The following is a 23,252-nucleotide window of genomic DNA, read 5'->3' on the forward strand; positions in this document are numbered from 1 at the left end:
AGCGATCCATATCACTGTTTCTCTGCACAGATTTCACGCGTTTGTGGTTTCAGGCCTATTTGAGCAACTACTGTTCATGTAAGCTGCAACGCGCTCTGCTGGATGCTCTTTGGTTCAATTTTGGCTCCGAAAGACTTGCGACGGTGCCATGGGATTTTCGATGCCATGCAATTTGGATATTTGCCTACATCTACGTGGACCTGTCGGTGCGCAGCTTGAATGAGCGTCTGGATAATGCCCAATCTGGCTTGTTCGACCGGAGGTGGAAGCCCCCTTTGGGTCCTTCTTGGACTTTTTGTGACCTGCCCCCGTCGAGGTCACGCCCTTTTTTCACCTACGGTGTTGACGTTGTTTTTTTGCTGATTTAGTAAGCGGCATTCCTTGGCGGGTATGGTGAAATGGTATCATAAGAGCCTTCCAAGCTTAAGGTGCGGGTTCGATTCCCGCTACCCGCTCCAAGGAAAAACGCCTTCCCACGAATTTCCTGAGAAACAGCCATCCTTGATGGTTTAAGTAGTTGTTTTTTAAATTTGATTTTGTCCATTTGGATCTCAGTCTGCTGGGCTTAAGGTGCGGGTTCGATTCCCGCTACGCGCTTTAAGAATTTCGATCTCCACACGACTTCGGGTTTTGCGTGAGAAACGTTCCCTAACATATTTTGAAAGCTGGCCTTTCCGCGTGTTCTGGCGTGGCATGTTGCCATGTTCCCCAAGACGCACCCTGCGCCGCGATTGTGCGTTTGGTGTGGCTATGTCTTGACCCTGCCTGCGGGCGGCGTCACTAAGGCTGAAACCGCGACCCAAGAGGATCTTCATGGCGAGAAAACCCACCGCGCAGCCGAACGAGCAGGATCGGGAAAAGTCGAAACATGTTGGCGCGCTGCGCGAACTGGCGCCCTTTGTTGCGCCCTACCGTGTCTTGGCAATGCTGGCGCTTTGTGCGCTCACGCTGACCGCTTGTGTTTCGCTTCTTCTGCCGATGGCGGTGCGCCGTGTGGTTGATAATTTCGGCACTGAAAGCGACGCCCTTCTTGATAAGTATTTCCTCGCCGCGATGGGGTTTGCCTCGCTTCTGGCGGTGGGAACCGCGCTACGGTATCTGCTGGTCACGCGGTTAGGGGAATACGTCGTGGCCGACATCCGCAAAGCGGTCTTCGACCGCGTCATGGCGATGAGCCCGGCCTATTTCGAAAAGATCCTGACCGGCGAAGTTCTGAGCCGCATCACCACTGACACCACCGTGATCCAGTCGGTGATCGGGTCCTCGGTGTCAATCGCCCTGCGCAATATCCTGTTGTTCATTGGCGGGTTGACATTGATGTTGTTCACTTCGGCCAAGTTAACGGGCATGGTGTTGCTGATCGTGCCTGCGGTGATCGTGCCGATCCTTGTGCTGGGGCGGCGTCTGCGCAAGCTCAGCCGCGAGAACCAGGACTGGATTGCGGAAAGCTCGGGCAATGCGTCCGAGGCGCTGTTGTCGGTGCAGACAGTGCAGGCCTTCACCAACGAAACGCGCGCCCGCAAAAGCTTTGCGGACATCACCAACCTGTCGCTGAACGCCGCGAACCGGCGCATCAACACGCGCTCTGTCATGACCATGATCGTGATTTTCCTGATCTTTTCGGGCGTGGTTGGGGTACTTTGGATCGGCGCGCGGGATGTGCGCGCCGGGGGCATGAGCGTCGGCGCATTGGTCCAGTTCGTGATCTATTCGGTGATGGTGGCGGGGTCTGTCGGGGCGCTGTCGGAAATCTGGGGAGAGTTGCAGCGTGCAGCAGGGGCAACCGAACGGCTGGTCGAATTGCTGCGGGCCGAGGACAGCGTACAGGATCCGGTCCAGCCTGTGACGCTGCCGACACCGGTGCGCGGTGAAATCGCCTTTGAAAATGTCTCGTTCGCCTATCCCGCACGCCCGGGCATTCAGGCGCTGGATGACGTGAGCGTGACCATCCAGCCCGGGGAAACAGTGGCGCTGGTCGGGCCGTCGGGTGCGGGCAAGACCACGATTGTCCAGTTGATCCAGCGCTTTTATGACCCCGATCAGGGCGCGGTGCGTCTGGACGGCGTGGCGCTTGACGCAATGAACCGCAGCGATTTCCGGGCGCATCTTGCGCTGGTGCCGCAGGATCCCGTGATCTTTGCCGACACCGCGCGGGAAAACATCCGTTTCGGGCGCCTCGATGCCACCGATGCCGAGGTCGAAGCCGCCGCTGAGGCCGCTGCCGCACATGACTTTATCAGTGCTTTGCCCGAGGGCTATGACTCGTTTGTCGGAGAGCGTGGTGTGATGCTGTCGGGTGGGCAGAAACAGCGGATCGCCATTGCGCGCGCAATTTTGCGGGATGCGCCGGTTCTGCTCTTGGACGAGGCCACCTCGGCACTGGATGCTGAAAGCGAACGTCTGGTGCAGCAGGCGGTCGAGGAAATGTCGCGAGAACGCACGACCATTATTGTCGCGCACCGTCTGGCCACCGTGAAAAAGGCCGACCGGATTTTGGTCATGGAACAGGGCCGGATCGTTGCGCAGGGCACCCATGATGCGCTGGTCGCCGAGGGCGGGCTATATGCCAAACTGGCCAAGCTGCAATTCACGGACGGGGCCGATCTGGGCTGATCCCGCGCCGTTTCAGGACCGTTTTTCCGGGGTCCGGACCCCGGTTTTGAACACTTGTGCAATATAACGCTACGTTTCGCGATTGCTTTACCTTGCGTCCCCTGTTTTCATTCCCATGTGACTTGGTGTCTTAGAGCACATCTGGACGGCAAGACACCTGCCGAGGGAGCAGGGAAACGGGAGGAGAAGGAACATGACGTTTGCGTCGGTCGAAGACCTGAAAAAAATCGAACAGGAAATGCCTTGGGAACAGCGCGAGCTGCCCACGACGATTTACGAGTTCCTGACAAGTACCAAGGACCGGTTTCCGAACCGTCCTGCGTCCAGCTACCAGTTGATGTCGGGGGCCACGGACAAGGCCGAAACCCTGACCTGGTCTGAACTGCACAGCAAGGTCACGCAAGCCGCGAACCTGTTTCGCGATCTGGGGGTGGGTGAAACCGACACCGTCGCCTATGTGCTGCCAAACTGTACCGAAACCCTCATCACCCTGCTGGGCGGTATGGTTGCGGGCATCGTGAACCCGATCAACCCGCTGCTGGAACCAGAACAGATCGGCGCGATCCTGCGGGAAACCGATGCCAAGGTCGTGGTGACGCTCAAGGCGTTCCCGAAAACCGATGTGGCCCAGAAAGTTGCCGAGGCCGTGCGCCATGCCCCGCATGTGCACACCATCCTTGAAATCGACCTGAACCGGTATCTGACCCCGCCGAAATCCTGGATCGTGCCGCTGATCCGCCCCAAGAACGAGGGCAAGCCGCACGCCGATTACAAGAACTTCAACAAGGAAGTGGCGAAGCAGAACACGACGCTGGACTTTGAGGATACCAAGGTCGATCGCGTCGGAGCCTATTTCCACACCGGCGGCACAACCGGCATGCCCAAGGTGGCCCAGCACAAATATTCGGGCATGATCTATAATGGCTGGCTCGGCGGCACGCTGTTGTTCGACGAAACCGACAACATCATGTGCCCGTTGCCGCTGTTCCACGTCTTTGCCGTGCATGTCATCATGCAAGCCTCGATTGCTTCGGGCGCGCAGGTCGTGTTCCCGACGCCGCAGGGCTATCGTGGCGACGGCGTGTTCGATAATTTCTGGAAACTGATCGAACGCTGGAAAATTTCGTTCATTATCACCGTGCCAACCGCCGTCGCAGCCCTGATGCAGCGCCCGGTGGATGCGGATATTTCCACAGTGAAAACCGCCTTTTCGGGCTCGGCGCCGATGCCGATGGAACTGTTCAAACGGTTCGAGAGCACCTGTGGCGTGGACATCGTCGAAGGCTATGGTCTGACCGAGGCCACCTGCCTTGTGTCCTGTAACCCGCCCACCGGCGCCAAAAAGGTCGGCTCTGTCGGCTTGCCGCTGCCCTATACGGATGTGCGTATCTACAAGGAAACCGATGAAGGCCCCGTGGAATGCGCCACCGACGAGGTGGGCGAAATCTGCGTGGCGAACCCCGGCGTGTTCTCGGGCAACACTTATACCGAGGACGACAAGAACGCCGATCTCTATCACCACACCGATTATCTGCGCACTGGCGATCTGGGTCGTATCGACGAGGACGGGTATCTCTGGATTACCGGCCGGGCCAAGGATCTGATCATCCGGGGAGGTCACAACATCGACCCTGCCGAGATTGAAGAAGCCATGCTGGCGCATCAGGACGTGGCCTTTGCCGGAGCCATCGGACAGCCCGACGCCTATGCAGGCGAGGTGCCTTGCGTCTATGTCGAACTGGTCGAAGGCGCGACCGTCACCATTGAGGAACTGGAAAAGCACGCCAAGGTGCATATCCACGAACGTGCAGCCCTGCCCAAACATGTCGAGGTCATGCCCGAACTGCCGAAAACTGCAGTTGGCAAGATTTTCAAACCCGACCTGCGCAAGGCCGCGATCACCCGCATCTATAACAAGGCGCTGGACAAGGCTGGCGTGGACGCCAGCGTGGTCAGCGTTCTGGACGACAAGAAACGCGGTCTGATCGCCGAAGTGTCGGGTGGCGCCAATGATGCCGATATCGGCGCGGTGCTGGGCGATTTCACCCGCCCGTGGGAACGCGCACAGCCGGGGGCCTGAACGCAGGCAACAGTTTTGTGAAATCTGGACGGATGGCAGGGTGACCTGCCGTCCGTTTTTCTGTTCCGGCTTTCATTCCGCCGCGCGGGGCGCTAGCTCTTTTCCTGACAGCGCAGGGCAGGGGTCATGACGGACGCAGTTGATCTTTTTATCATCGGGGGCGGTGTGAACGGCACCGGTATCGCGCGCGATGCGGCAGGGCGGGGCCTGTCCGTTATGCTGGCCGAAAAGGGCGATCTGGCCTCGGCCACCTCATCGGGGTCGACCAAGCTGTTCCATGGCGGGTTGCGGTATCTCGAATATTTCAAGTTTCGCCTCGTCCGCGAGAGCCTGATTGAACGCGAGGTTCTGTTAAGGGCGATGCCGCATATCAGCTGGCCGATGCGGTTTGTCCTGCCGCTGCATTCCGAGATGCGGTTTGAAGGTGATACTCCCACCTCGCGCCTGCTGCGCTGGACCATGCCGTGGTTGCGGGGGCGGCGGCCCGACTGGCTGATCCGGGCGGGGCTGTTCCTTTATGACCACATGGGCGGGCGCAAGATTCTGCCGGGCACGTGTATGCGGGACTTGCGCAGTGATCCGGCTGGCAAGCCGTTGCAGCCACACCTGACCAAGGCGTTCGAATACTCCGATTGCTGGGTCGATGATGCGCGCCTCGTCGTGCTGAATGCACGCGATGCAGCGGCGCGGGGGACGCATGTGCTGGTCGGACACGAGGTGATCCAGGCCGAGCGGGCAGGGGATCTGTGGCAGATCACCCTGCGCAACGACAAAGGTGAGCGCACCGTCACCGCCCGTGCGCTGGTCAATGCGGCGGGGCCTTGGGTGGGCGATGTGGTCAAGGGCGTGCTGTCGACCAAAAGCCGTGAAGGCGTAGTGCTGGTGCGGGGCAGCCATATCATCGTGCCTCGCATTGCCGACCACGACCGCGCCTATTTCCTGCAGGGGCCGGACGGGCGGATCATTTTCCTGATCCCCTATGAGCAGGATTTCACGCTGATTGGCACTACAGACGTGCCCCACGAGGCGGCAGATGCCGCCCCCGTCTGCAGCGCGGAAGAGCGGGATTACCTGCTGGCCTTTGCGAACCGCTATCTGGCGGCGCCGCTTGGGGCCGAAGATGTGGTCTGGACCTATTCCGGGGTGCGGCCGCTTTATGATGACGGGGCCAGTTCGGCCACGGCGGCGACGCGGGATTATGTGCTGACACTGGATGCGGAAGGACCGCCGCTGTTGAATGTCTTTGGCGGCAAGATCACCACCTATCGCCGTCTGGCCGAAGGCGCGCTGGCCAAACTTGCACCGTTCTTTCCCGATGCGGGCCGGGCATGGACGGCCGGCGTGCCCTTGCCCGGCGGGGATTTCAAGGTACACGAGAAACCGGCGCTTGAAGTGGATCTGCAGCTGCGGTTCCCGTTCCTGTCCGAAGACTGGGCCGCGCGCCTGATCCGGCAATATGGCCGCGATGCGTGGCACATCCTGTCAGGGGCGCGGGAGAGGGCCGATCTTGGTCAGGACTTCGGCGCCACCCTGACCGAGGCCGAACTGCGCTGGATGCGTGACAGGGAATTTGCGCGCTCTGCCGAAGATGCGCTGTGGCGTCGCTCGAAGCTGGGCTTGCATATGGGTCAAGATCAACGCCGCACCGTAGAGGACTGGTTCCAAGCGCAAAACTGATTGGCGCGGTCGGCATTTCGGGGCATGCTGCTGGGGTATTGTTCGCCAACGGATCCCGAGATGACTTATATCCTTTCCATAGATCAGGGCACGACATCGTCCCGCGCCATCCTGTTTGACGACGCCTTGAAGGTGGTGGCGATTGCGCAGCAGGAATTTCCCCAGCATTTCCCGGCCTCGGGATGGGTCGAGCATGATCCAGAGGATCTCTGGTCGACCACACTGGCAACCTGCCGCGATGCAATGGCCAAGGCGGGGGTGAGTGCGGCCGACATTGCGGGGATCGGCATCACCAACCAGCGGGAAACCACGCTGGTCTGGGACCGGCAGACTGGCAAGCCGGTGCACAACGCCATTGTATGGCAGGACCGGCGCACGGCTGAATTCTGTCGTGATCTCAAGGCACAAGGCCATGAAGCGAACGTGACCCAGACCACGGGCCTGTTGCTGGATCCCTATTTCTCGGGCACGAAACTGCGCTGGATTATGGACAATGTCGACGGCGCGCGTGCACGGGCCGAGGCGGGCGATTTGTTGTTTGGTACCGTTGAGAGTTTTCTCATCTGGAAGCTGACCGGAGGACGGGTGCATGCCACCGATGCCACCAATGCCTCGCGCACGCTACTATATGACATTCACAAGGGCGACTGGAGCCCCGACATGTGCGAGATGCTGGGTGTGCCCATCAAGATGTTGCCGCAGGTATATGATTGTGCAGCAGAATTCGGCACAACCGACGCGGACCTGCTGGGCGGCGAAATCCCCATTCTGGGCGTGGCGGGCGATCAGCAGGCGGCTACGATCGGACAAGCCTGTTTCGAACCGGGCATGATGAAATCAACCTATGGCACAGGGTGTTTCGCCCTCTTGAACACCGGCGATGTTGCGGTGACCTCGTCCAACCGGTTGCTGACCACGATTGCCTATCAGTTCGATGGCAAGCCGACCTATGCGCTGGAAGGGGCGATCTTTGTTGCAGGCGCTGTGGTGCAGTGGTTGCGCGACGGGATCGGCATCATTGAAAATGCACATGAAACCATGACTTTGGCGGGCAAAGCTGATGCTACACAGGAAGTGATCCTTGTCCCCGCCTTCACGGGGTTGGGCGCGCCCTATTGGTCGCCGGAAAGCCGGGGTGCGATTTTTGGGCTGACGCGCAATTCGGGGCCTGCCGAACTGGCGCGCGCGGCTTTGGAAAGTGTCGGGTTCCAGACACGGGACCTGATCGAGGCCATGCAGGCCGATATGGGGGATGCCGGCGACACCGTGTTGCGGGTGGATGGTGGCATGACGGCAAGCGACTGGACCATGCAGTTCCTGTCCGACATCCTGGCAGCCCCGGTGGACCGCCCCGCCGTGTTGGAAAGCACGGCCACGGGGGCGGCGTGGCTGGCGGGTATGAAGGCCGGCATCTATCCGGGGATGCAGGAATTTGCCGCCACCTGGGCACAGGAACGGCGCTTCGAGCCCTGCATGACGGACGACCAGCGCGAGGCGCGTTACGCCGCGTGGAAGCGCGCGGTTGCCGCGACCCTGGCGTTCTGAGTCACCGGGCGCGGATCAGGTTTTGAGCGCGATCAGAAGGTCCATCACATTGGTGCCGGTCGGTCCGGATTTGAACAGGTTGCCACCCTGTTCAAGGTAACGTCCTGCATCGGCTTGCCGCAGGAACCGGTCAGCCTCTTCACTCCATGTTGCACCGCTGATGATCCCGCCCGCGGCATCTGTCGGTCCGTCGGTGCCATCGGTGCCAGCCACCAGCACCGTAAGACCGATCATGCCCGAGATTTCGCGTGCAAGCGCAAGGGCAAGCGCCTGATTACGCCCGCCCTGACCGGGGTCGGGGGGCAGTTTGATTGTCGGCTCTCCGCCCCAGATATGCACTCCTGGCGGCGCATGGCGCAGCTTTTGCCCGATGTCGCGGGCAAGGTCATAGACATTGGCATAAAGCGTTTCGCTGTCGGTCAGTACATTCAATCCGAGTGCCGTGGCCGCGCGGGCGCAGGCATGGCGGGCGAAGGCGTTCGAGGCGACGATGAAAGGATCAAAGCTGAAACGGTAAAACTCGGGCGCGTCGCCGATGCCCGAGCCGATCACCGAAAGGGCGTCGCCTTCGACATCGGAAATCGCGAGGGTCGTGACCAACTCGCCCCGGAACTGCGCCAGAAGTTTGCCGCCTTTGATCTGCGAGAGATCCTTGCGGCGGGCGTTCATGGCGTGGATGTCCAGCCCCTGCGCCAGCATGTCGGTGTTGGCTTTCATAAGCCCGGCCAGTGTCATGCCCTCGACGGGCAGTTCGGCCAACGAGGAGGCGCCGCCGGACACAAGCATCAGCAGGTGGCTGCCCTCGGGCATCCTGCGCACGGTGTGAAATACCTCGTGCCCCGCGATGAGGGTGTTTTGATCGGGCACCGGATGGGCCGCCTCGACCGTGCGGGCGGGGGCGGGCAGAGGCGCGCCATGGCCGTATTTGGTCACGACCAGCGTGGGGGTGCCCGGAAACCGGGACAGCGCGGCCTCGGCCATCGAGGCGGCGGCCTTGCCCACGGCGATAATCTGGTCAGGGCGCGCGACCTGCTGTTCTGTCAGCGCCCGCGCAACCGACTCGGCCCCGCGCACCGCGTGCACACCGGCCCACCAGATATCTTCGATATGGGATTTGGCCGTTTCATCCAGCATGGGCGATGTCCTTTGCGTACGTTGCGCAGACAGTGTCGCAAATTCCTCGGGAAGGCAACGCGGGTGGACGGCTCCGCACGCGCGGTTCATAAGGGGCAGGCAATTTCAGGAGAACACCATGTCCCAGCCTTGTGCCCTGTGCGCCGCACCTGCCGCCATCCCCTATGTCGTGGCGCCCGAACGCGCCGAGATCGCCCTGTGCCAGACCTGTCAGGCAGGGGTGGACGGGCCGGTTCAGGATGGGCCGCACTGGCAATGCCTGCATGACGCGATCTGGAGCACAGATCCCGCGGTGCAGGTGGTGGCCTATCGTCTGTTGCAAGGGCTGACCATGGCCCCCTGGGCGCGTGATCTTCTGGATATTGCCTATCTGGAACCCGAGGTTTTGGCCTGGGCCAAGGCGGGGCTGGCCGATCCGGATGCGGTCGCGCATCGCGACAGCAACGGAACGGTTTTGGCCCAAGGCGATACCGTTGTCCTGATCAAGGACCTGCCGGTCAAGGGCGCGGGGTTCACGGCCAAGCGCGGCACTTCGGTGCGGGGAATTTCCCTTGTGCAAGATAATCCCGACCAGATCGAGGGTCGGGTCGAGGGCCAGAGGATCGTGATCCTGACGAAGTTCGTCAAGAAGAGCTAGGGTACGCGGCGGTCAATAAGCCGAAATCGCCTTGGTTTCCAGGAATTCCTCAAGTCCCAAAAGGCCGCCTTCGCGGCCGATGCCGGACTGTTTGTAGCCACCAAAGGGGCTGCCCGCAGCGATGTATCCGCCATTGACGTTCACGTTGCCTGCCTCAAGCCGCAAGGCGACACGGCGGATGCGCGCGGGATCACCGGACGACAGATAGGAGGACAGCCCATAGTCGGTGTCGTTGGCAAGGGCGATCGCCTCTTCCTCGGTGTCGAAGGGGATCATGACCAACACCGGGCCGAACACCTCTTCACGGGCGATGCGCATGTCGTTGGTGACATCGGCAAAAACAGTGGGGCGGGTATAATATCCTGTCTCGAACCCCTCGGGGCGCCCCGGACCGCCCGCCACAAGACGTGCGCCTTCATCCATCGCCATTCGGATCATGGCCTGCACCTTGTCGAATTGCATCTGGCTGGTCAGGGGGCCGATATGGTCACCTTCGACATCCGGCGCGCCCACGGTCACGGCGTTGCAGGCGCGGGCGGCAATTTCGACCGCTCGGTCATAGACCGACCGCTCGACCAGCATCCGGGTCGGGGCATCGCAGCTCTGGCCGGTATTGCCCATGCAGAACTGCACGCCGCCGGTCACGGCGGTTTCAAGATCGGCATCGGCAAAGATCAGGTTGGGGGATTTGCCCCCGAGTTCCAGCGCGATCTTTTTCACGAAGGGTGCGCTGTCCTGTGTCACGGCGACACCGCCCCGTGTCGAGCCGGTAAAGGACATCATCGCAACATCCGGGTGGCGCGACAGGGCGGCGCCGACAATGGGGCCTTCACCATGGACCATGTTAAACACACCGGGCGGCACCCCGGCCTCGTCCAGCACCTCGGTATAGAGGATCGCCGAGAGGGGGGTCAGTTCCGAGGGTTTCAACACCATAGTGCAGCCCGCCGCGAGCGCGGGAATGACCTTGAGCACGATTTGGTTGATCGGCCAGTTCCACGGCGTGATCAGACCGCAGACGCCCACCGGCCCGCGCATCAGCGTGTCTCCGTTGGACAGTGTCTCCTCGAACCTGATCTCTTTCAGCGCGTCCGCAACGGCCTCGAGATGGCTCACCCCGACAGCTGCCTGTTCGTCGCGGGAAAAACAGATCGGGGCGCCCATCTCGGTCGAGATGGCAAGGGCGAACTCTTCGTAACGGCGTTTGTAGATTTCGAGAATGCGCGTGATCAGGGCAAGCCGGTCTTCGCGCGAAGTTTGCGACCACGCGGGAAGGGCGGCCTTGGCTGCGGCGACTGCGGTGTCTACGTCCGATGCACTGCCCATGGCGAGTGTGGCAAAGGGTTGTTCGGTGGCGGGGTTGATCACGTCGATGCTGGCCGGGGCCTGCGGGGCCACCCATGCGCCGTTAATGTAAAATACGTCGGTGTGGGCATAGGTCATCGTGTGCACCTTTTCAAAGTGTCAGGGTCTCGCGGGTGCGGCCATCCTAGCCGCAAAGGGATGAGTCGGCGCAAGCAAAACTGTGTGGCCAATGGGTAGGTCGGCGGGGGGTCAGACCTCGATCGGGATGGTGACAGGGCCGTCGTTCAACAGCCGGACCTTCATATCCGCCCCGAACCGGCCCCGCGCGACCGGCAGGCCCAGGCCGGCCAGTTGATCGGCAAAATAGGTGTAGAGGCGTTCGCCGTCGGCCGGCGGTGCCGCCGTGGAAAAGCCGGGGCGGTTGCCGCTGCGCGTGTCGGCGGCCAGCGTGAATTGCGAAACCACCAGAACGCTGCCCCCGATATCGACGACCGAGCGGTTCATCTTTCCCGCGTCGTCCTGAAAGATGCGCATCTTGGCGACCTTCGCGGCAAGCTTGTCGGCCTGTGCCTCTGTATCGCCCTGCATGGCACAGACAAGGACAAGAAGGCCCGCGCCGATTTCACCGACGATCTTGCCGTCGACAGTGACGCTGGCTTCTGTGACACGTTGCAAAATAGCTTTCATTGCAGGTCCTTTTTTGTGGGGGGATTGGCGCCGGTGCGGGTGACGGAATAGGTGGCCGCGCGCAGGCCATAAGCCGCGGCCCGCAACAGCGCGCCATGGTCGGCACGGGCAAGGGCGGCGGGGGCGAGAAGGTTCTGATCGGCCAGATCGGCAAGCAGGCCCGCGTTGAACGTATCGCCCGCGCCAACCGTATCGCGGGGCTTGACGGGGGCGGTGGGCAGGTGTTGGGCGCCGTGGCGGCTGTGGATCGTGGCGCCATCGGCCCCGTGGGTGTGGATGACCAGTGACGCCCGGCCCATCAGGTATTGCTCGGGCGGGTCGGGACGCAGCCACGCGATGTCCTCGTCCGAGAATTTGAGGATATCAGCGATGCGCATCATGCGGTCGAGGCGCTGGCGGTAACTGTCCCCTTCCGCGCCGATCAGGGCGGGACGGATATTGGCATCCAGCAGGGTCAGCCGCGTTTCGGCCGCCATCTGCATCAGCGTTTCGAACACGCCTGCCGCCGGGCGGTGGATCAGGCTGAGTCCGCCGAGCACAAGGGCCGTAACCCCGTCAAGCGGCGGCAGGTTCAGAACCGAAAGTGCGCGGCCTGCGCTGTTTTCGTCGCGAAATTCGAACTGGGGCGCACCGTCCTTAAGATGCACCAGCGCCTGCGTGGTCGGCGCGTCGAATGTGGGGGCGTGCGAAACATCAACGCCTTCAGCATCCAGTGCGGTGCGAATTTTCTGACCATAAGCGTCCAAGGAGAGGCCCCCGAAAAACCCTGCGCTCTGGCCCAGCCGAGCGAGCGCAATGGCGGTGTTCACGGCTGCCCCGCCGGTGACCGGCGTGACCTGTCCGGCCTCGTTTTCAATAAGGTCGATTACCGCTTCGCCGCAGCAGAGGATCATGGTCCGTTTCACCCCTTGGTTCCCGTCCGGTGACACTGCGCGACCTGTCGCGAAATGACAACCGGCATTCCTGCGGGGGGCATTGGGTCAGGCTTTCGGCCCGTTCATGATGATGCAGGTGGTCGATCCGGTGGCGTAAAGGCGTCCGTCTTCAACGCCGATGATCTCGCCATCGGCAATCCCGGTGGAACGGCCCGCATGATGCACCGTGCCGACGGCGTGCACCGTGGTGCCAATCGGTATCGGGCGGATGATGTTCACCTTGAATTCCAGCGTGGTGTAAATCTGCCCTGCCTTGAGCTTGGTCTGCACGGCACAGGCCATGCAACTGTCCAGAACGGTGCCGTACCAGCCGCCATGCACCGTCCCGAGCGGGTTCAGGGTTTTGAATTCCGGCGTGCCCTCGAAAACGACCTTGCCATCCACCGCCTCGACCGGCCAGAAGCCCAGCGTTTCGCCGATGGGCGGACCGGCAATGTCGCCGTTCACGATGCCCTGCATCAGTTCGAGACCCGTCATCTTCAGGACGTCGGGCAGTTGTGGCAACTCGGACGGGGATTGGGCAAAGAATCTGCGTTGCATCGGGGGCGGCCTCCTGTTCTCCTCCTCTACAAGAGGCCGCATGGCGCACGGTCTTGCAACCGTGCGAACAAATTACGCCACGTTCTCGAGCGCGACGCGCGGCGTGATCCCGAGGGCATGGCACACATCGCGGGTCAGTTCGGGGCGGTTCAGCGTATAGAAATGCAGCGCGTCCACGCCTTCGTCCATCAGATCCGAGCACAGCTCGGTGCAGATCGCGGTGGCCAGAAGATCGGTCCGGTCGTCGCGTTCGGCCTTGGCGAAGGCATCATCCAGCCACGCCGGGATCTCGGTGCCGCAGCGTTTGGCAAAGTTGCGCGCGCCTTTCCAGTTCTCGATCGGCAGAATGCCGGGAATGATGGGCGCGTCGATCCCCGCCTTGGCACAGTTGTCGCGGAAGCGCAGGAAGGTTTCGGCCTCGAAGAAGAACTGGGTGATCGCCTCGGACGCGCCCGCGTCGATCTTGCGCTTGAGCCAGTCGATATCGGCCCGGGCGTTCGCCGCTTCGGGGTGCTTGTCGGGATAGGCTCCGACACGAATGGTGAATTTGCCCGTTGCCGCCAGCGCCTCGATCAGTTCGACCGAGTTTGCAAACCCGTCCGGGTGGGGAGCGAACCCGTCCGTGCCTTTGGGCGGATCCCCGCGCAGGGCGACGATTTCGGTCACGCCGGCGCGGGCGAAATCCTCGGCGATGGCCAGCGTTTCGGATTTGGTCGCGTCGACGCAGGTCAGGTGTGCGGCGACGTTCAGGCCACTGGATTTGTGCAGGGTGGCCACGGCATCGCGCGTCAGGTCACGGGTGGTGCCGCCGGCCCCGTAGGTTACCGAGACAAAGCGCGGATCCATCGGCGCAAGCGTCTGAACCGTGTCCCAGAGGCGGAACGACGCTTCGAGATTTTGCGGCGGGAAGAATTCGAAAGAAATTGTAGGCGCAGTCATGTTCTCGGGTCCTATCTTGAGGTTGCACTCAACTTACAGCCATGGCATTTGAAGGCAAATTCATAATCCTCAAGATCAACATGAGTTTGACATGAAGATGCATATCGAGTTCCGCCACCTGCGCACTGTGCGGGCCATTCACGAAGCGGGCGGGCTGGCACGGGCCGCCGAACAATTGAACATCACCCAGTCGGCGCTGAGCCATCAGATCAAGGGTCTGGAAGAACAGGCCGGGGTGGAATTGTTCGTGCGCCGCTCGAAACCGATGAAACTGTCGGCGGCGGGGATGCGCCTGTTGCGGCTGGCCAACAAAGTTCTGCCCGAGATCGAGGCGCTGGAGGCCGAGTTCAACGGGCTGCGCGATGGCAGTTCGGGGCGGTTGCATATCGCAATTGAATGTCACGCCTGTTTCGAATGGCTATTCCCCGTGCTTGAAAAGTTCCGCAAGCTCTGGCCCGATGTGGATGTCGATATCCGCCCCGGGTTGGCATTTGACGCGATGCCCGCATTGCAGAAGGAAGAGGTCGATCTGGTGGTGTCCTCGGACCCCGAGAACCTTCCCGGCGTCGCCTTTTCCCACCTGTTTGATTACGCTCCCGTTTTCGTGGCCTCGTCGCAGCATCCGCTGGCGCAGAAACCGTTTGTCGACGCCGAGGATTTTCGGGGTGAAACCCTGATCACCTATCCGGTGGATCGGGCGCGGCTGGATATTTTCTCGCAACTTCTGACACCGGCCAAGGTCGAACCCGCCGCCGTGCGGCAGGCGGAACTGACCGCCGTGATCCTTCTGTTGGTGGCATCGAACAGGGGGATTTCGGTTCTGCCGGATTGGGTGGTGCGCGAGGTCAAGTATTCGTCTGACTATGTGACCCGCCCGCTGACAGAGGACGGCATCACACGCCAATTGTTCGCGGCGACCCGCGAAGAAGATCTTGAAAAACCCTATATGCGCGACCTGATCCGCCTTGCAGGGGAAGAGGCACGCCGCCTGCAGGACAACTGACGGCGTGCGAGAGATGCGCGGCAGGGTTTAACTGACCTTGACGATCTGCTTGCCCTTGTTGCCCCCGCGCAGCATCGACAGGAACGCCGCCGGTGCGTTTTCCAGTCCTTCGGCGATATCTTCAACAAAGGCGATCTCGCCTTTGGCAACCAGGGGCGCCACGTTGGTCAGGAACTCCGGATATCGGTCGAAATGGTTCGAGATAATGAAGCCGTTTACCGACAGGAATTTCACGAGAATATTGCGCCAGAGGGCAGGCGCGGTCAGGGTTTCGCTGGTGGCCCCGGCGCCAAGGCCCCCGGCATTGTACCAGCTGATCATGCCGCAGACCGGGATGCGGCCGTGCGGGTTCATCAGGGGCATCACGGCTTCCAGCACCTTGCCGCCGACATTTTCGTAATAGATGTCGATCCCGTCAGGGCAGACCTCTTTCAACGCGGCGCGCAGGTTGCGGGCGCTGTCATAGGCGCGGTGATCGAGGCAGGCGTCAAATCCGAAGGTTTCGGTGGCCATGGCGCATTTTTCCGGCCCGCCTGCGATGCCGACAGTGCGCAGCCCCGCCTGTTTGGCAAGCTGTCCGACCATCGATCCCACGGGCCCCGTGGCCGCAGCCACCACAAGGGTTTCTCCCGCCTTGGGACGGCCCAGTTCCGTCAATCCGTACCAGCCGGTGAAACCCGGCATCCCCAGTACGCCCAGAGCGGCGGTCAGGGGGCCATGGGACGGGTCAAGCTTGCGCAGCATCTTGGCGGGTTGGATCGCGTGGCTGGCCCAGCCCAGCATGCCGAACACCTTGTCGCCGACGGCCAGAATATCGCTATTGCTGGCAATCACCTCGCCCACGCCGCCACCTTCCATGGTGCCCCCGACCGGCACCGGCGCGGCATAGGATTTCGTATCGTCCATCCGCCCGCGCATGTAGGGGTCAAGCGACATGTATTCGACCCTGACCAGAACCTCACCCTCGGCGGGTGCAGGCATTGCCACCTCTTCCAGCCGAAAATTGTCTTCGGTGGGCGTGCCGTCCGGACGGCTGGCCAGTACGATCCGTTTCAGTGTTGTCATGAGTTCCTCCCTCGGTTGCCGTTAGCCTGCGGTCAAAGCCGGTCATTTGGCAAGAACCTGCACCCTTTCCCTGCTTGTGACGTTGGGGCGGGTCTTGGGGCCTTGGCAAACGGGGTTTTGCGGCGTATACGCGCGGCCTGACATATGCAAGGAGCCATGCCATGCCGGGCAGCGCAAATCTGAACATCATGATCAAGGCCGCGCGCAAGGCGGGCCGGTCTTTGGTCAAGGACTTCCAGGAAGTCGAGAACCTGCAGGTTTCGATGAAAGGTGCGGGCGACTTCGTGAGCCGCGCCGACCTGCGGGCGGAAGAAATCCTCAAGACCGAGTTGATGGAAGCGCGCCCCACCTATGGCTGGCTGGCCGAAGAGGGCGGTGAAGAGCCGGGCAAGGATCCGACCCGCCGCTGGATCGTCGATCCGCTGGATGGCACCACCAACTTTCTGCATGGACTGCCGCACTGGGCGATTTCGATCGCGCTGGAACACAAGGGCGAGATCGTCTCGGGCGTGATCTATGACGCAGCCAAGGACGAACTGTTCTGGGCCGAAAAAGGCGAAGGCGCGTGGCTGAACGACAGCAAACGTCTGCGCGTGTCGGGTCGGGGCCGCATGATTGAATCGATCTTTGCCACGGGTCTGCCCTTTGGCGGGCGTTCGGACCTGCCGGCAACCCTGAAAGACTTGGGCCGCCTGTTGCCCGCGACCGCCGGTGTGCGGCGCATGGGGTCGGCTGCACTGGATATGGCTTACGTGGCTGCCGGACGTTACGAAGGCTTCTGGGAGCGTCGTCTGAACGCATGGGACATGGCCGCCGGGATCGTCATCGTGAAAGAGGCGGGCGGGTTCGTCCAGCCGCTGAATCCGGAAGGGCATATCCTGGAGGATGGTGAAGTGATCTGCGCCAACGAGCCGATCTTTGACCAGTTCGCCAAGGTGATCCGCAACCGGTAACGGGGCTAAGGGGCGTTGCCCCTCTTGGCCCGGATGGGCCAATTCACCCCAGAGTATTTCCGGAAAGGTGAAGACAGGGCGCCCCGCGGCGCCCTTTTTTGTTATCGGTCGGAAGGGTGGTTCACGCCGTCGACCCAAGCAATCTCGCCAAGATCGCGGGGGTTCACGCCCTTGATGGTGCCAAGGTTCACGCCGTACTCATTCGGGTTCGAACGGCGCTGGTGGTGGGTGTAGATGCCGCAGGTCTTGCAGAAATAGTGTTTCGCGGTGTTCGTGTTCCATTGATAAAGCGTCAGGTTCTCCGCGCCCTTCACGATCTCCAGGCGGTCCAGCGGCACCGTCACCGCAGCCGCCCCGCGACGCCGGCAAAAAGAGCAGTCACAACGCGCCGCCGTTGTGATGCCTTTGGGCGGATCAATGCGCAGTTCGACCGCGCCGCAATGGCACGAGGTTGTCAGGGTCATTTGCGACGCCTCCGGATTACGGGAATGGTGCTTTGGCTGAAAGCATAGCGCGCCTCGGGGTAGGGGGGCACCCCTTCGTTGCGCCGCCAGAAGGCGGGGCCGCCCCTCAGCAGCCAGACCGGCGCGATCAGGACCGCCCCGGCAATGAAGCCCCCCGCATGGGCCCAGTGGGCGACGCCGCTGCTGGCCGCATCGGTCATGATGCCGGCAATGACCTGAAGCGTGAACCATGCGCCCAGCACGGCCCAGGCGGGGATTGGCAGGATCTTGATCAGGATCACGATAATCAGGATCACATCGACGCGGGCCTTGGGAAACAGCAAAAGATATCCGCCCATAATGCCCGCAATCGCACCAGAGGCCCCGACCACCGGCACCTGTGAATAGGGGGCCGACACCACCTGTACCATGCCAGCGGCCAGCCCGCACAGAAGATAGAAAATGGCAAAGCCCAGATGCCCCAGCGTGTCTTCGAGATTGTCGCCGAAAATCCACAAAAACAGCATGTTGCCCGCAAGGTGCAACCAGCCCCCATGCAGGAACATCGACGTCACGAGGTGTTCATGACCGCCGCCCTGCGTGACCTCTTGGGGAATCAGCGCCCAAGACAGGAAAAACAGCTGGGTTTTATACGGATCGTGCAGGATCGGCACATAGCTCAGGAAAATCCCGATATTCAGCGCAAGCAGTGCGTAGACGACATAGGGCACGCGCCCCGAGGGGTTATGGTCTCGGATCGGGAACATGCGCCCAATGTGCGGCAAATGACGGGGGCGTCAAGCCGCCCCGCCAAGAAGGGCGGCATTGCCGCCTGCTGCGGTGGTGTCGACACAGACGTGCCGCTCTCCTACCACGCGGGCCCGGTCGGGAAGGCCGGTGATCAGGGAGAGGATGGGCCCGCTGCGCCGGGCCAGCGCCTGTTCCATCGCACGGGCCGTGTCCTGATCGCCCCACCAGAGCACGCCCGACATCCCGCGCAGGATTTCGAGATCGGCTGGCGCGACCAGTCCTGTTGCTTCGACCGCGCGCCCGCCCAGCGTTTCGACGATGTCGGCCTGTGTAGCGGCGGTTTCCTTGCCTGGCCCGAGGCACAGCACCGGCGGGCGGGCAAAGGTGGTGAGGCGGTTCGACTCTCCGGTCGGACCGGGCAGCGACACGGAATGGGTGTCGATCCGGGCCGGGGCCGCGTCGATTAGGTGTTGCAGCACATCTATCGGTATCGGGGCGTCCCATGTGCCTGCGTCCTGCGCAACGGGTGCGGCAAAGCGGGCCAGGTAGTGGGGGCCGCCCGCCTTGGGGCCGGTGCCCGAGAGGCCTTCGCCGCCAAAAGGTTGCGACCCGACGATCGCGCCGATCTGGTTCCGGTTCACATAAATGTTGCCGGCATGCACGCTGTCGCTGACATGCTGCACACGGTCGTCGATCCGTGTCTGCAAGCCGAAGGTCAGCCCGTATCCGGTGGCGTTGATCTCGGCAATTACGGCGTCCAGCGCGTCGGCTTTGAAGGTGGCAACATGCAGGACGGGGCCGAACACTTCGCGTTCCAGATCGGAAATCCCGTTCACGCGGATCAGGGTCGGCGCGATGAAGGTGCCGGTCTGGGGCACGTCGCGTTGATAAAGGATACGTCCCTCGGCCCCGGCCTGTGCAATATGTGCGGCGATCCCGGCCTGTGCCTCGACATCGATGACAGGTCCGCTGTCGGTGCGCAACTCCCACGGGTTGCCGACATGCAGTTCCTTCATCGCTCCGGTCAGCATCTCCAGTAGGCCCTCGGCGATGTCTTCCTGCACGTAGAGGCAGCGCAGCGCCGAACAGCGCTGGCCCGCCGACTGGAAGGCACTTTCGATGATGGCGGTCACGGCTTGTTCGGGCAGGGCGGTGGAATCCACGATCATGGCGTTCAGGCCGCCCGTTTCCGCGATCAGCGGTGCGCCGGGGGCAAGGTTCTCAGCCATGGCGGCGCGGATTTTCAGCGCGGTTTCGGTCGAGCCGGTAAAAGCGACACCATTCACCCGGACATCCGACGTCAGCAGTGTGCCCACATCCCCCGCACCCGGCAAAAGCTGTAGCGCGCTGCGGGGCACGCCTGCCTGATGCAGCAGTTTCACGGCCTCGTACGCGATCAGCGGCGTCTGTTCGGCAGGTTTGGCCAGAACCGCGTTGCCCGCAGCAAGGGCGGCGGCCACCTGACCCGAAAAGATGGCCAGCGGGAAGTTCCACGGGCTGATACAGGTGAACAGGCCCGCGGGCGGGTCAGACGGGGCGTTGGCGCCATAGTAGCGCAGGAAATCCACGGCCTCGCGCAGTTCGGCCACTGCATCAAGAAGGGTTTTGCCGGCTTCGCGCGCGAGCAGGGCAAAAAGCATCCCGAAGTTTTCCTCGTAAAGATCTGCGGCCCTTGCCAGGGTGGCGCCACGCTCTGCTGCGCTGGCCTGCCACGGGGTGGCGGCGCGCAGGGCCGTATCAACATCCGCCGCGCTGGCCGTGGCAACGGTGCCGGGCTGGTCCAGCGGCAGGGCGGGGTTCTGAACCTGTTCGGGCGTGTTGGGCGCGGCGGGTCCGGCCAAAAGCGGCGTGGCCTCCCAGTGATGGGTCAAATAGGGCGTACGGGCACTTTCGATCGCGTCCAGTGTTGGCTGGTCGCGTAGGTCGAACCCCTTGGAGTTGGGCCGCTCTGGCGCGAACAGGTCGGGGCCGGCGGTCAGGGGCGCATGGCTGTCTTCATAGGCCTCGAACGGATCGCGCGCGACCTCGGCGGCGGGCACGTCTTCGTCGACGATCTGGTTCACGAAAGACGAATTCGCCCCGTTTTCCAGAAGACGACGCACCAGATAGGCCAACAGGTCGCGATGCGCGCCCACCGGCGCGTAGATGCGGCAGCGCGTGCCCTGCGCCTTGAGCACGATGTCATGCAGGGCCTCGCCCATGCCATGCAGGCGCTGGAATTCGTAAGTTTCGGGGTTGTCTGCCATGTCGAGAATGGCCGCAACCGTATGGGCGTTATGCGTGGCGAATTGCGGATAGATCCGGTCGGTCATCCCCAAAAGCTTGCGCGCATTGGCAAGGTAAGAAATGTCGGTGGCAGGCTTGGTGGTGAAAACGGGAAAGCCATCCACGCCCAAAACCTGTGCGTTTTTGATTTCGGTATCCCAGTAGGCGCCCTTGACCAGCCGCACCATCAGCCTGCGGTCCAGTCGCGTAGCAAGGTTATAGAGAAAATCCAGCGTTGGGCCGGCGCGTTTTCCATAGGCCTGCACAACCACGCCGAACCCGTCCCAACCCGCCAGCGCCGGTTCGGCCAAAACGGTTTCGATCACGTCCATCGACAGGGACAGGCGGTCGGCCTCTTCCGCATCGATATTGAGCCCCATGCCTGCAGATTTCGCCAGCAGTGCAAGCGAGCGCAGGCGCGGCACCAGTTCATCCATCACGCGTGCGCGCTGGGCCACCTCGTAACGCGGATGCAGCGCCGACAGCTTGACCGAGATGCCGGGATTCTTGCGAATGTCGTCATGGGTGCAGGCGGCGGCAATCGCTGTGATCGCGCGGCTATAGGCCAGGTGATAGCGCATGGCGTCGGCATCGGTCTTGGCCGCTTCGCCCAGCATGTCATAGGAGTAGGTATAGCCACGCTTTTCCATGTCGGCGGCGCGTTTCATGGCGTTGGTGATGGTCTCTCCCAGAACGAACTGGCGACCCATTTCCTTCATGGCGCGACCCACTGCCGTGCGGATCACCGGTTCCCCCAGTCGTTTCACCGCACCGCGCAGCGTGCCGATCAGACCCGGTTCATGATCGTCCAGCACCTTGCCTGTCAGCAATAGTGCCCAGGTCGAGGCATTGACCAGCGACGAGGTCGACCGGCCCAGATGGCGGCCCCAGTCGGACGGCGCGATCTTGTCCTCGATCAGCGCGTCGATGGTTTCGGCGTCGGGCACCCGCAACAGCGCCTCGGCCAGACACATCAGCGCGATGCCTTCATCCGTCGACAGCCCGTATTCGGCCAGAAAGACCTCCATCATGCCGGGCTGCGTATCTTCGCGGATGGCGCGCACCAGATCGGCGGCCTGTTCCACGATGCGCGCGCGGTCTTCGGGGCCAAGGCCGGTCTGGTCCTTGAGTGCGGCCACAAGCGCGGCTTCGTTGGCATAGGTGGTGGTGTCGATCAACGAACGTGCAGACATGAGGGTGACTCCGGTTGTTTCACGCAGTATATCAGTCAGACATAGGTCAATTTTCCTGATTTTGGCCCAAAGAGTTGCCATTTGTATTGCTGAATGAGGAAAGTGATATGCAAAGTGATCAGGTGGATCTGGATCGGTTCGACCACGCGATTCTGAATGTGCTGGGATCGGACGGGCGCATCTCGATCACCGACCTTGCCAAACGGATCGGTCTGTCAAAGTCGCCGACACAGGCCCGGTTGCGCCGGCTTGAGGCCGAGGGAGTTATCGCCGGATACCACGCGTTGGTGGATCCAATCCGGCTTGGTCTGGATCACGTGGCCTTTGTCGAGGTCAAGCTGTCAGACACCCGAGAGGCGGCCCTGCGCGCCTTTAATGAGGCGGTGGTGTTGGTGGGCGAGATTGAGCAGGCCCATATGATTGCCTCGCATTTTGACTATCTTCTCAAGGTTCGTACACGCAATATGGCCGCATATCGCTCTGTTCTTGCGGAAAAAATCTCGACCATGCCCTATGTGTCCAGCACCTCGACCTATGTGGCGATGCAGGCGGTCAAGGAACCTGCTCTCGGGGATGTGACTTGATCGCAGGGCGGGGCGTGTCACCATCGGTGCCATGAAATACCTTGCCTTTGTATTGTTTGCGACGCCGGTCGTTGCGTCGCAATGCCCCCCGCCGCCCGATCATGCCGAGGCGCAGGATGCTCTGATTGCGCAGGTGCAGGTTGCCCCCGATCCGGCCACCGCACAGGACCTGTCAAACCAACTGTGGGAGTTGTGGGCCGATGCGCCGGATGAGGTTGCGCAGGAAATTCTGGATCGCGGAATGCGCAAACGGGCGGGCTGGAATCTGTTGGGCGCGCTTGAGGATTTCAACACCCTGATCGCCTATTGCCCGGACTATGCCGAGGGGTACAACCAGCGCGCCTTCGTGAGTTTCCTGAATCAGGACTATGCCGGTGCTCTGCCTGATCTTGATCGGACGCTGGCCCTGTCGCCGCGCCATATCGGAGCGCTTTCGGGCAAGGCGCTTGTGTTTATCGGCTTGGGCCGTGACGCCGAAGCACAGGACATGCTGGCGCGCGCGCTGGAGTTGAACCCGTGGCTACCGGAACGCGATCTCTACCGGCCGCCAACTGTGCAGGAACCGGAAGGGGATGATCTTTAAGGGCATCGGCTGCTTGTTGGGCTCTGTGAGGGGTAGGGGGCTGAAAATACAAGGAAACCTTGCATCTGGTCTGGTCACGGTCAGGGTCCGGCCCACGTCTTTCGCCCCTCGAACGCGCGCGATTTGAACCCTTTACACCCCTTTCAAAGACGCTATTGTCCCGGCCCTGACCGCAAGGTCACATCCCAGCGTGCCCGCGTGGTGGAATGGTAGACACAGGAGACTTAAAATCTCTAGGCCGAACAGGCCGTGCCGGTTCGAATCCGGCCGCGGGTACCAGAGGAACATGGCTTTGTTGCAATGTGAGGAAACGACCCAAGT

At 61.9% G+C, this 23,252-nt stretch carries 19 protein-coding genes and 2 tRNA genes; 11 read left to right on the forward strand and 10 right to left on the reverse strand.

The window, feature by feature from the left end; genetic code table 11:
- The first annotated feature begins 384 nt into the window (after positions 1-384).
- From WNE31_RS16570 to glpK, 5 genes are all read left to right on the forward strand, one after another.
- Positions 385-458, forward strand: a tRNA-Gly gene (locus tag WNE31_RS16570).
- A gap of 355 nt (positions 459-813) precedes the next feature.
- The gene (locus WNE31_RS16575; RefSeq protein WP_349981068.1) at positions 814-2,613 is read left to right on the forward strand and encodes an ABC transporter transmembrane domain-containing protein; all 1,800 of its coding nucleotides are present in this window, start codon (positions 814-816) and stop codon (positions 2,611-2,613) included.
- Between the two features lie 193 nt (positions 2,614-2,806).
- A complete protein-coding gene (locus tag WNE31_RS16580; protein ID WP_349981069.1) occupies positions 2,807-4,693 on the forward strand; it encodes an acyl-CoA synthetase in 1,887 nt (628 codons plus the stop codon).
- A gap of 126 nt (positions 4,694-4,819) precedes the next feature.
- Positions 4,820-6,370 (forward strand): glycerol-3-phosphate dehydrogenase, encoded by a 1,551-nt coding sequence (glpD, locus tag WNE31_RS16585; RefSeq protein ID WP_349981070.1) that lies wholly within the window; start codon positions 4,820-4,822, stop codon positions 6,368-6,370.
- 60 nt (positions 6,371-6,430) lie between these two features.
- Complete coding sequence (gene glpK, locus WNE31_RS16590) at positions 6,431-7,915, forward strand: glycerol kinase GlpK (protein ID WP_349981071.1); 1,485 nt, start codon at positions 6,431-6,433, stop codon at positions 7,913-7,915.
- 15 nt (positions 7,916-7,930) lie between these two features.
- On the opposite strand, the gene WNE31_RS16595 is transcribed toward glpK, so the two are convergent.
- On the reverse strand, positions 7,931-9,049 hold the full coding sequence (locus WNE31_RS16595) for a glycerate kinase type-2 family protein (RefSeq protein ID WP_349981072.1): 1,119 nt from the start codon (positions 9,047-9,049) through the stop codon (positions 7,931-7,933).
- A 118-nt stretch (positions 9,050-9,167) separates the two neighbouring features.
- On the opposite strand from WNE31_RS16595, the gene WNE31_RS16600 reads away from it, so the two are divergent.
- The gene (locus WNE31_RS16600; RefSeq protein ID WP_349981073.1) at positions 9,168-9,686 is read left to right on the forward strand and encodes an alkylphosphonate utilization protein; all 519 of its coding nucleotides are present in this window, start codon (positions 9,168-9,170) and stop codon (positions 9,684-9,686) included.
- Between the two features lie 12 nt (positions 9,687-9,698).
- Here the strand turns inward: WNE31_RS16600 and WNE31_RS16605 are convergent, their stop codons facing one another.
- The 5 genes from WNE31_RS16605 to metF form a co-directional block, all read right to left on the reverse strand.
- Positions 9,699-11,129 carry an aldehyde dehydrogenase family protein gene (locus WNE31_RS16605; protein ID WP_349981074.1) on the reverse strand — a complete coding sequence of 477 codons (1,431 nt, stop codon included), beginning with the start codon at positions 11,127-11,129 and terminating at the stop codon, positions 9,699-9,701.
- 111 nt (positions 11,130-11,240) lie between these two features.
- Positions 11,241-11,678, reverse strand: coding sequence for a D-aminoacyl-tRNA deacylase (gene dtd, locus WNE31_RS16610; RefSeq protein WP_349981075.1), 438 nt, complete (start codon positions 11,676-11,678; stop codon positions 11,241-11,243).
- Entirely contained in the window at positions 11,675-12,583 is a 909-nt protein-coding gene (locus tag WNE31_RS16615) for a carbohydrate kinase family protein (RefSeq protein WP_349981076.1), read from the reverse strand. The genes dtd and WNE31_RS16615 overlap by 4 nt, the downstream gene beginning before the upstream one ends.
- Positions 12,584-12,658: 75 nt before the next feature.
- Positions 12,659-13,153, reverse strand: a complete 495-nt coding sequence (locus WNE31_RS16620; protein WP_349981077.1) for a PaaI family thioesterase — start codon at positions 13,151-13,153, stop codon at positions 12,659-12,661.
- A 72-nt stretch (positions 13,154-13,225) separates the two neighbouring features.
- Complete coding sequence (metF, locus tag WNE31_RS16625) at positions 13,226-14,092, reverse strand: methylenetetrahydrofolate reductase [NAD(P)H] (protein WP_349981078.1); 867 nt, start codon at positions 14,090-14,092, stop codon at positions 13,226-13,228.
- A gap of 97 nt (positions 14,093-14,189) precedes the next feature.
- Between metF and WNE31_RS16630 the strand changes: the two genes are divergently transcribed.
- Entirely contained in the window at positions 14,190-15,095 is a 906-nt protein-coding gene (locus WNE31_RS16630) for a LysR family transcriptional regulator (RefSeq protein WP_349981095.1), read from the forward strand.
- Positions 15,096-15,122: 27 nt separating this feature from the next.
- Here WNE31_RS16630 and WNE31_RS16635 read toward each other — a convergent pair whose 3' ends face one another.
- Positions 15,123-16,160 carry an NADP-dependent oxidoreductase gene (locus WNE31_RS16635; protein ID WP_349981079.1) on the reverse strand — a complete coding sequence of 346 codons (1,038 nt, stop codon included), beginning with the start codon at positions 16,158-16,160 and terminating at the stop codon, positions 15,123-15,125.
- A 161-nt stretch (positions 16,161-16,321) separates the two neighbouring features.
- Here WNE31_RS16635 and WNE31_RS16640 point away from each other — a divergent pair, with 161 nt between their 5' ends.
- A complete protein-coding gene (locus tag WNE31_RS16640; protein ID WP_349981080.1) occupies positions 16,322-17,113 on the forward strand; it encodes an inositol monophosphatase family protein in 792 nt (263 codons plus the stop codon).
- Between the two features lie 101 nt (positions 17,114-17,214).
- Here WNE31_RS16640 and WNE31_RS16645 read toward each other — a convergent pair whose 3' ends face one another.
- Genes WNE31_RS16645 through putA form a run of 3 tightly spaced genes read right to left on the reverse strand, consistent with a single transcriptional unit; the run spans position 17,215 to position 21,764 of the window.
- Positions 17,215-17,577 (reverse strand): GFA family protein, encoded by a 363-nt coding sequence (locus WNE31_RS16645; RefSeq protein ID WP_349981081.1) that lies wholly within the window; start codon positions 17,575-17,577, stop codon positions 17,215-17,217.
- Entirely contained in the window at positions 17,574-18,323 is a 750-nt protein-coding gene (locus WNE31_RS16650) for a rhomboid family intramembrane serine protease (RefSeq protein WP_349981082.1), read from the reverse strand. Before WNE31_RS16650 ends, WNE31_RS16645 begins: the two co-directional genes overlap by 4 nt.
- A 30-nt stretch (positions 18,324-18,353) precedes the next feature.
- On the reverse strand, positions 18,354-21,764 hold the full coding sequence (gene putA / locus WNE31_RS16655; RefSeq protein ID WP_349981083.1) for a bifunctional proline dehydrogenase/L-glutamate gamma-semialdehyde dehydrogenase PutA: 3,411 nt from the start codon (positions 21,762-21,764) through the stop codon (positions 18,354-18,356).
- A 107-nt stretch (positions 21,765-21,871) separates the two neighbouring features.
- On the opposite strand from putA, the gene WNE31_RS16660 reads away from it, so the two are divergent.
- The 3 genes from WNE31_RS16660 (at position 21,872) to WNE31_RS16670 (ending at position 23,210) form a co-directional block, all read left to right on the forward strand.
- A complete protein-coding gene (locus WNE31_RS16660; protein ID WP_349981084.1) occupies positions 21,872-22,348 on the forward strand; it encodes an Lrp/AsnC family transcriptional regulator in 477 nt (158 codons plus the stop codon).
- 31 nt (positions 22,349-22,379) lie between these two features.
- On the forward strand, positions 22,380-22,931 hold the full coding sequence (locus tag WNE31_RS16665; protein ID WP_349981085.1) for a tetratricopeptide repeat protein: 552 nt from the start codon (positions 22,380-22,382) through the stop codon (positions 22,929-22,931).
- 192 nt (positions 22,932-23,123) lie between these two features.
- A tRNA-Leu gene (locus WNE31_RS16670) sits at positions 23,124-23,210 on the forward strand.
- The last annotated feature ends 42 nt before the right edge of the window (positions 23,211-23,252 follow it).

The sequence above is a fragment of the Shimia fortis genome (assembly GCF_040225985.1).
In the GTDB taxonomy this organism is placed as follows: Bacteria; Pseudomonadota; Alphaproteobacteria; order Rhodobacterales; family Rhodobacteraceae; genus Shimia.

What these genes read in the sequence shown, in the direction of transcription:
- WNE31_RS16575 (WP_349981068.1), top strand. Translation starts at nt 814, where the DNA reads ATGGCGAGAAAACCCACCGCGCAGCCGAACGAGCAGGATCGGGAAAAG.
- WNE31_RS16635 (WP_349981079.1), bottom strand. Translation starts at nt 16,160, where the DNA reads ATGACAACACTGAAACGGATCGTACTGGCCAGCCGTCCGGACGGCACG.
- glpK (WP_349981071.1), top strand. Translation starts at nt 6,431, where the DNA reads ATGACTTATATCCTTTCCATAGATCAGGGCACGACATCGTCCCGCGCC.
- WNE31_RS16660 (WP_349981084.1), top strand. Translation starts at nt 21,872, where the DNA reads ATGCAAAGTGATCAGGTGGATCTGGATCGGTTCGACCACGCGATTCTG.
- WNE31_RS16620 (WP_349981077.1), bottom strand. Translation starts at nt 13,153, where the DNA reads ATGCAACGCAGATTCTTTGCCCAATCCCCGTCCGAGTTGCCACAACTG.
- glpD (WP_349981070.1), top strand. Translation starts at nt 4,820, where the DNA reads ATGACGGACGCAGTTGATCTTTTTATCATCGGGGGCGGTGTGAACGGC.
- WNE31_RS16595 (WP_349981072.1), bottom strand. Translation starts at nt 9,049, where the DNA reads ATGCTGGATGAAACGGCCAAATCCCATATCGAAGATATCTGGTGGGCC.
- putA (WP_349981083.1), bottom strand. Translation starts at nt 21,764, where the DNA reads ATGTCTGCACGTTCGTTGATCGACACCACCACCTATGCCAACGAAGCC.
- WNE31_RS16630 (WP_349981095.1), top strand. Translation starts at nt 14,190, where the DNA reads ATGCATATCGAGTTCCGCCACCTGCGCACTGTGCGGGCCATTCACGAA.
- dtd (WP_349981075.1), bottom strand. Translation starts at nt 11,678, where the DNA reads ATGAAAGCTATTTTGCAACGTGTCACAGAAGCCAGCGTCACTGTCGAC.
- metF (WP_349981078.1), bottom strand. Translation starts at nt 14,092, where the DNA reads ATGACTGCGCCTACAATTTCTTTCGAATTCTTCCCGCCGCAAAATCTC.
- WNE31_RS16580 (WP_349981069.1), top strand. Translation starts at nt 2,807, where the DNA reads ATGACGTTTGCGTCGGTCGAAGACCTGAAAAAAATCGAACAGGAAATG.
- WNE31_RS16665 (WP_349981085.1), top strand. Translation starts at nt 22,380, where the DNA reads ATGAAATACCTTGCCTTTGTATTGTTTGCGACGCCGGTCGTTGCGTCG.
- WNE31_RS16650 (WP_349981082.1), bottom strand. Translation starts at nt 18,323, where the DNA reads ATGTTCCCGATCCGAGACCATAACCCCTCGGGGCGCGTGCCCTATGTC.
- WNE31_RS16605 (WP_349981074.1), bottom strand. Translation starts at nt 11,129, where the DNA reads ATGACCTATGCCCACACCGACGTATTTTACATTAACGGCGCATGGGTG.
- WNE31_RS16640 (WP_349981080.1), top strand. Translation starts at nt 16,322, where the DNA reads ATGCCGGGCAGCGCAAATCTGAACATCATGATCAAGGCCGCGCGCAAG.
- WNE31_RS16645 (WP_349981081.1), bottom strand. Translation starts at nt 17,577, where the DNA reads ATGACCCTGACAACCTCGTGCCATTGCGGCGCGGTCGAACTGCGCATT.
- WNE31_RS16600 (WP_349981073.1), top strand. Translation starts at nt 9,168, where the DNA reads ATGTCCCAGCCTTGTGCCCTGTGCGCCGCACCTGCCGCCATCCCCTAT.